This window comes from Cupriavidus sp. 8B (assembly GCF_054589115.1).
This window is the reverse complement of the sequence record NZ_BAAILO010000404.1, coordinates 1-7,347: the sequence shown is the minus strand read 5'-3', so window position 1 is coordinate 7,347 and position 7,347 is coordinate 1. Positions and strand designations below refer to the sequence as shown.

7 protein-coding genes are annotated in these 7,347 nt (G+C 65.4%); all 7 read left to right on the top strand.

What is annotated here, in order from left to right; translation table 11 throughout:
- The coding region (locus ACYP5B_RS37755; RefSeq protein ID WP_459572987.1) for a hypothetical protein at positions 1-603 on the top strand (603 nt) is incomplete at its 5' end.
- Complete coding sequence (locus tag ACYP5B_RS37750; protein WP_318231470.1) at positions 600-1,295, top strand: C39 family peptidase; 696 nt, start codon at positions 600-602, stop codon at positions 1,293-1,295. The genes ACYP5B_RS37755 and ACYP5B_RS37750, both read left to right, overlap by 4 nt.
- Positions 1,296-1,305: 10 nt before the next feature.
- Positions 1,306-2,673, top strand: a complete 1,368-nt coding sequence (locus ACYP5B_RS37745; RefSeq protein ID WP_459572986.1) for a hypothetical protein — start codon at positions 1,306-1,308, stop codon at positions 2,671-2,673.
- Between the two features lie 117 nt (positions 2,674-2,790).
- On the top strand, positions 2,791-4,245 hold the full coding sequence (locus ACYP5B_RS37740) for a coiled-coil domain-containing protein (protein WP_400094714.1): 1,455 nt from the start codon (positions 2,791-2,793) through the stop codon (positions 4,243-4,245).
- Positions 4,246-4,494: 249 nt separating this feature from the next.
- Complete coding sequence (locus ACYP5B_RS37735; protein ID WP_318231467.1) at positions 4,495-5,007, top strand: DUF1269 domain-containing protein; 513 nt, start codon at positions 4,495-4,497, stop codon at positions 5,005-5,007.
- A 244-nt stretch (positions 5,008-5,251) separates the two neighbouring features.
- Positions 5,252-6,388: an ABC transporter substrate-binding protein gene (locus ACYP5B_RS37730; protein ID WP_459572984.1), complete on the top strand. Its 1,137-nt coding sequence runs from the start codon at positions 5,252-5,254 to the stop codon at positions 6,386-6,388.
- Between the two features lie 23 nt (positions 6,389-6,411).
- Positions 6,412-7,179 (top strand): SDR family oxidoreductase, encoded by a 768-nt coding sequence (locus tag ACYP5B_RS37725; protein WP_459572983.1) that lies wholly within the window; start codon positions 6,412-6,414, stop codon positions 7,177-7,179.
- Positions 7,180-7,347 lie beyond the last annotated feature (168 nt).

The window sequence follows — 7,347 nt, the reverse complement described above, 5'->3', positions numbered from 1 at the left end:
CGCCGCCGGCACGGCTTCGAGATGGCAAGCAGTACCGGGCATCCCGGCGCGGTTACGCGCCGGGATGCCTGCCCGAGGGAATTCCAGTCGTCTTTGGTGGGTTGCCAGGATGGGGGCAGCACGCAAAAGGCCGAAGGAGACATCATCATGCAATCGGTCCGCATCGCTGTCGGGACCTTGTCCACGGCATTCCTGCTCTGGCCGGGCCTGCAGGCCCTGGCGGAGCCGCAGCCCGCCGGGCCCTCCGCCGGCTTGCCGGCAGCCCATGCCGGACCCACCACGCCCACCAGCGCGGCGGCTCCGGAATTGACTTCCCCCCCAGGAGGGGTTTCCAGTCAGCGCGGTGTCTTTGCCGGTTTCAGCAAGCCGGTGGCCAGTGACAAGCTGGAAGGTATCCGCGGCGGCGCAGAACTGGTGGTCAACGATATGCGCCTCGGCGGCACCGTGGCGGATAACAGTGCGAGCCACGTGATGAGCGGCTCCAACGCGATCGCCGAAGGATCTTTCGCCAGCGCCACGGGCTTGCCCACCGTCATCCAGAACACGGGCTCCAATGTGCTGATCCAGAACGCCACGATCGTCAACATCCAGTTCAAGCCATGATGCTGCGCAAGCTGCTTCTGCAGGCTACGCTGTTGCTGGCTTCGGCCAGCGCCTCCGTGGCGTGGGCCGACTACCTCTTCGTGCCCGGCGAGGCCGGCAGCTACTACAACGTGCGGGTCACCAGCCTCAAGGAGGCGCGGTTCAAGACCACGATCCGCCAGCAGTACGACTTCAGCTGCGGCTCGGCCGCGGTGGCCACGCTGCTGACATACCAATACGGCTATCCGGTCAGCGAGGAGGTCGTATTCCAGAACATGTATGTGAACGGCGACCAGCCCAAGATCCGGCAGGAAGGTTTTTCATTGCTGGACATGAAGCGCTTCCTGGAGTCGCGCGGCTTCCTTGCCGATGGTTATGAATTGCCCCTGTCCAAGCTGGAGGAAACCCAGATTCCCGCCATTGTGCTGGTGGTGGAGAACGGTTATCACCATTTTGTCGTGGTCAAGGGCGTGCACGGCAACCGGGTGTTGGTCGGTGATCCGGCGCTCGGGACACGCGCGCTTTCGCGTGAACACTTCGAGGCAATCTGGGACAGCCAGTTGCTGTTTGTCATTCACAACCGCGAGGAATCCGCCCGCTTCAACCTCGCGGCCGACTGGCGCGTCGCGCCTACCGGCCCTTACTCGATGGGTATCAACCGGGATAGTCTGTTCTTCACTGTCATGCCTAAGCACGGCAGTAGCGACTTCTAAGGAACGTACCATGTTCCAGACATCCTCAAAGTCCGCGCAACATCGCCGCAGTGGTGCCGGTTCGGCCACTGCCGTCGTGTTGCTTGGCGCAGGCCTTGCCTGCGCCGGGCAGGCGCGGGCTGACGAAGGCACGGGGCTCGAGGCGCTCGACAAGCTCGCTGCGACCGCCCGCGCCGGCTTTGCGGCACCGCCGGCTGTGCAGGCGGAAACCAACAATCCTTACCTGGCTGCGGCATCAAGCAGCATGGCCGGCTGGACGCCGGCATCGCAGGATCAAGCGAGCGCGCGCCAGGCAGATCCTGGTGTCGCCGCCGACGTGGCGGCCCTCGGCACGCCCGATGCCTCCGGCTTGGCGACGCCGCCCACGGCGCAGGCGCCATCCGATATGCCTGCCCTGGCCGCGGCCGAGCAAGCGCTCCAGGACGAATTGCGCGGCAGGTCTGATGTGGCCGCGCGCGCCGCGCCGGAGACAGCGGGTGCCGCCGATGTCACTTCCCTTCCCGCGGCGCAAGTGGCAGCTGTCGCCAGAAAACCTCGCCTGCTTGCCGCGCAAGGCGACGCGAATGCGGCGGGCTGGAAGAAGCCGGCTGCGCAAGAGCGGCTGGAAGACCTGCGCGGTGGCTTCGCCGCGGCCGGCCGCCCGACGCCCGATACGTTCGATGCCGCCGGCAATGCAGGGCCGTCCGCCACCCAGGAACCTCGCGTGCCGGAGGCACGCAGCACCATGGCGAGTTGGAAGCCCGTCGCCCAGGAACGTCTGGATGAACTGCGCGGCGGCTTCGATGTGGGTGCCGGCCTGCAAGTTTCGTTCGGTATCGAACGCGCCGTGTTCATTAACGGTGCCCTGGTCGTGTCAACCAGCCTTAATATTCCGGATGTGAGCCGCATCACCGCCGATCAAGCCTCCCGACTGGCCGCGGCGCTGGGCGTGGCTGTCGGAGCCGGAGCGACGGCGACCACGGCAGTGAACAATGCGCTGGCCGCCAATCCCGTGACTGCCGGCATGGGCAGCAGCACGGGAAGCAGCGGTAGCAGTAGTGGAAGCAGCGGTAGCAGCAGCGCGGGCGCCAGTGCCGGCGCGACTGGCAGCCCGGGCGCGTCGGTGACCAGCCTGCCCGCCATGGCAATCTCGGCGGGTAGTGCCGTGGTAACAACCAACGGCTTGCTTAACCTGATACAGAACGGGCCGGGCAATAGCGCCGCGGCCGGGGCGCTGGCCGGCTCGCCGGCCACGGTGATCCAGAACACGCTAAACAACCAGTCGATCCAGAGTCTGGTGACGATCAATGCGGGTGTAAACACCTTGCAGGCATTCCGCGACCAGGTGTCTGGCCTGGCATTGACCAATGCATTACTGAATTCCGCGAGCCGTCGATAAGTGACAAGGGACAGGCGGCAGGTGGTAGGTGGCAGGTGCAACGAGAGGGGCAGTATGCGTTAAGCAGGTTGCGGACTCCTGCACGAAGCAGTCCGCGGACCGGGGGAGGAAGGCGAAATGAAGAAAGGGTCGCTGCGTGGCATCCGGCAGGCCGGGTGCTCGACATTGCTGTTGCTTGGCGGAATGGCACAAGGCCAGACCCCGCCTGACGAAGGACCAACCGCGGCAAAGCTGGAGGCGCTCAAGCGAGAGGTGACCGAACAGGCCGCCACCCTGGAGCAGATGAAACGGTCGATGGCGGAGCAAGAGGCCACCATCCGCGAGTTGCGCAGTGTGCTGGGTGCCGACGCGCTGGCGAGAAAGCGCGGTGGCCAGCGCGTGCCGGGCACCGGCGTGACCCCGGGCGATACCGCGACCAATGCCGCAGCCGCGGCCGCCGGCGCGGCTGGCACGCAAGCCTTGCCCAATACCTCTAACGTGCCGCAGGGCGGCGTGGCGCAAGCCAGCGACGCGCAACCGGGCGACGCGCAACCGGCCAGCGCGCAACCGGGTGGCACCCAGATGGCGCAGGCCGGCGACGAGCAGCCGGTGGGCAAGCCGCCGGAGTCCGCCACCACCCCGCCGGCGATCGCGCCGATCTTCGACCAGCCGGGCGTGCTGACGCCCGCGGGCAAGATCGTGGTTGAGCCGAGCTTCCAGTACGGGTATTCGTCCAACAACCGTGTGGCGCTGGTCGGCTACACGATCATTCCGGCAATCCTGATCGGCCTGATCGATGTGCGCGAGGTCAAGACCTCCACCTACGTCGAGGCGGTCGCCTTTCGCTACGGCCTCACCAAGCGCTTCGAGATCGAGGCCAAGGTGCCATACGTGCAGAGCTCCGGCTCCACCATCAGCCGCGAAGTGTTCACCGGCACCGCGGTCGACAACGTCTTCAATGCGAGCGGAAGGGGCCTGGGCGACGTGGAAGCCACGGTGCGCTACCAGATCAACTACGGCAACGAGAAGATGCCGTACTTCATCGGCTGGCTGCGCTACAAGTCCAATACCGGCAAGAGCCCGTTCGACGTGGTCACCGATTGCGTGACCCGCTGCGTGGGCAATACCACCGGCACCGGCCTGCCGCTCGGGCTGCCGACCGGCACCGGCTTCCATGCGGTGCAGCCCGGCATTACATGGCTGCTGCCCACCGACCCGGCGGTGTTCTTCGGCACCTTCAGCTACCTGCACAGTTTCTCGCGGGACAACGTCAGCCGTACCGTGCTCAACGGACAGCAGGAATCCCTGGGCAAGATCGCGCCGGGCGATATCTTCGGCTTCAACTTCGGCATGGGCCTGTCGCTCAACGAGCATGCGTCGTTCAGCATCGGCTACGACCAGAGCATCATCTGGCCGACCAAGCAGAACGGCCAGACCGTGCCGGGCTCGGTGCGCATTACCCAGGGCACCTTGCTGGTGGGCTATTCGTACCGCTTCAACAGCCGCTACACGCTGAACTTGTCAGTGGGCGCAGGGCTGACGCGGGACACCCCGGACCTGCAGGTCACGCTGCGCCTGCCAATCACTTTCTGAGGATCGTTCGCGCGTAAAAAAACGCAGGTGGAAACGCAAGGTGATGCACGGCTGGCATGCCGATTTCATCGCCTTGCGCTTACTCCGCGACTGGCGTACAAATGAAAAAACCCGTCCCCAGGGCGGATACGGATGCACCTCCACCTCCACCATCTGGCTTGGCATGGCTGCGTGAAGGCGACTCCGCATGCACACCGCTGCCGGGAAAGTCCGAAACGGCCTGACATGGCCAGAAGCGAGGAGAGAGTCATGCGCAAACGTATCTTCTGGTTGTTGCCCGATCTGGCGAGCGCCCGCCGCACCATGGACGACTTGCTGCTGGCCCGCATCGAGAACAGTCACATCCACTTCATCGCGCGCGATGGCGCCGATATGAGCGGCCTGCATGAAGCAAACCTGTTCCAGACTTCCGACATCGTGCATGCCGCCGAGATGGGGCTGATGGTGGGCGGCGGCATCGGCATCGTGGCCGGTGCGCTGGTGGCGATGTTCCCGATCGTCAGCGACACTCCGCAATGGGGCCTGGTTGGCGTGCTGGCTGTGCTTGGCGCGGTGTTCGGCGCCTGGGCATCCAGCATGATCGGCTGCTCCGCGCCCAACAGCCGGCACAAGACCTTCGAAAAGGACATCGAGGAAGGCAAGATCCTGCTGATGGTGGACGTGCCGCGTGGCCGCGTCGAGGAAATCGAAGCGCTGCTGCAATCGACTCACCCGGAAGCCCGCTTTGCCGGGCTGGATCCCGCCGTCCCCGCCTTTCCCTGAGTACTCCCTTGAGCTTGCCCTGATGGGCAGGGCTGTCACGTTGTCGCGCCGAGGCTCGGCGGCCTGAGGGCCGCCTGCCCCGGCGGGCCAGCGCCCGCTATTTCCCCCTCCTGAGCTCTCCTGAGCCGCTTTCGCAACAGCGATTTGCTGAATCGCCTCGCTTTGCGGTAATTTGCATGTCGCTGCGTCCATCCGTGGCGCGCATGACAAAGCAAAAGATTCGCAAACGAACGAGGGGTCGGAGATGAAGACAAAAGTGATCGCGTGCGGCCTGCTGGCCGCCACGCTGGGTGTGCTTGCGCCGCTGGCGCAGGCCGAGCAAGGGGTTACCAGGACCACGATCAAGATCGGGCAATCGGCGGGGGTGACCGGGCCGGTGGCGGGCTCGGTCAAGGAGCAGATCGCCGGGGCGCAGGTCTACCTGAAAACGGTCAACGCCAACGGCGGCGTGGGCGGGCGGCGCATCGAGCTGGTGACCTACGACGACGGCTTCGACGCCAAGCGCACGCCCGACAATGTGCGCAAGCTGGTCCAGGAAGACAAGGTGTTCGCGCTCTTCATGGTGCGCGGCACGCCGCAGAACGAAAGCATCCTGCCCATCATCAACGCCGAGAAGGTGCCGCTGGTGGCGCCGCTGACCGGCGCCATCACCCTGCACCGCCCGGTCAGCCGCTACGTGTTCAATGTGCGCGCCAAGTACCAGGACGAGGTGGCCCGCGCGATCAACCATCTCGCCACTTCGGGCATGACCCGCATCGCCATCTTCTATGCCAGCGACGGCTTTGGCCAGGACGTGTTCGAAGGCTTCAGCACCGCGCTGCAGGCGCGTGGCATGCAGCCGGCCGCCAGCGCCTCGTTCGCGCGCCCGATGGGCGATATCCAGGCCGGTGTCACCGCCATCAACAAGGCCAACCCGCAAGCGGTGCTGGTCATCGGCTCCGGCTCCGAGGCGGCGCGCCTGATCAAGGAACTGCGCCGCGGCGGCAGCCAGGCGCAGTTCGTCACGCTGTCCAACAACGCCGCCGATTCCTTTATCAAGGAGCTCGGCGAGGATGCGCGCGGCCTGATCATCACGCAGGTGGTGCCGGGCACGAATTCCAGCCAGATGAGCATTGCCAGCGAATACCGCAGCCTGGCGCGGCAGCAAGGCGTGGACCCGAGCAATGCCGGCATGGAGGGCTTCATGTCGGCCAAGGTGCTGGTGGAGGGCTTGCGCCGCGCCGGGCCGGACCTGACGCGCGAGCGGCTGGTCGGCGCGCTGGAGAGCCTGCGCGACTTCGACCTCGGCGGCATCCTGATCAGCTACAGCCCGACGCGGCATACGGGTTCGTCGTTTGTCGAAATGTCGATCGTGTCGTCCACCGGCAAGCTGATCCGCTAAGCCCGCTGCGGTATAGTCGCCGCATGGCTACCTTACCTTTTTCCCTCGAAAGCCGCGTGGCGCTGGTCACCGGCGGCGCGCAAGGCCTGGGCCAGGCGATTGCCGCGGGGCTGGCACAAGCCGGCGCACACGTCATCGTCGCCGCGCGCAACGCCGAGCGCGTGCGTGCCGCCGTTGCCGCGCTGGCCGCAGACGGCGGCAGCGCCGAGCCGCTGGTGCTCGACGTCACCGATGAGGCGGCGGTCAGCGCCGCCTTCGCCCACATCGACGCCACGCACGGCCGCCTGGATATCCTGGTCAACAACGCCGGCGCGCGCAACCGCAGCAATATGACGCACCTGGACGCGGCGGCCCTGCGCGAGATGCTGGAGACCAACCTGGTGGCGCCTTACGCCTTGTGCCGCCACGCGGCGCAGCTGATGAGGCGCGGGCGCTATGGGCGCATCGTCAATGTCAGCTCGATTGCGGGGCAGGTGGCGCGTGCCAACGATGTGCTTTATCCCGCGACCAAGGGGGGGCTCGATGCGCTGACGCGCGCCATGGCGGCCGATCTCGGGCGCGATGGGGTGACTGTGAATGCGGTTGCGCCTGGGTATTTTGCTACTGAGCCTAATCAGCCGATGGTGGATGATGCTGGCGTTGCCGAGTGGTTGCGGCAGAGGACTGCGCTTGGGAGGTGGGGGCAGCCGGAGGAGATTGCGGGGGCGGTGGTTTTTCTGGCTTCAGGGGCGGCTTCATATGTTACTGGGCATGTTTTGGCGGTGGATGGGGGGTATTTGGCGCATTTTTGATTTTTGATTTTTGATTTTGGGTTGAAACTGCAACTGCAACTGCGACTGATTAGCTTCAAAGTCAAAAGCAACGGCAGTTTCACCTCCCCTGCGGGGAGGCGACCTACTTTCTTGTCTCGCCAAGAAAGTAGGCAAAGAAGGCGACCCGGATGGGGCGAAAGACTCCTC

Coding starts and splice junctions, on each gene's coding strand:
- ACYP5B_RS37750 (WP_318231470.1), top strand. CDS start 600: ATGATGCTGCGCAAGCTGCTTCTGCAGGCTACGCTGTTGCTGGCTTCG.
- ACYP5B_RS37745 (WP_459572986.1), top strand. CDS start 1,306: ATGTTCCAGACATCCTCAAAGTCCGCGCAACATCGCCGCAGTGGTGCC.
- ACYP5B_RS37740 (WP_400094714.1), top strand. CDS start 2,791: ATGAAGAAAGGGTCGCTGCGTGGCATCCGGCAGGCCGGGTGCTCGACA.
- ACYP5B_RS37735 (WP_318231467.1), top strand. CDS start 4,495: ATGCGCAAACGTATCTTCTGGTTGTTGCCCGATCTGGCGAGCGCCCGC.
- ACYP5B_RS37730 (WP_459572984.1), top strand. CDS start 5,252: ATGAAGACAAAAGTGATCGCGTGCGGCCTGCTGGCCGCCACGCTGGGT.
- ACYP5B_RS37725 (WP_459572983.1), top strand. CDS start 6,412: ATGGCTACCTTACCTTTTTCCCTCGAAAGCCGCGTGGCGCTGGTCACC.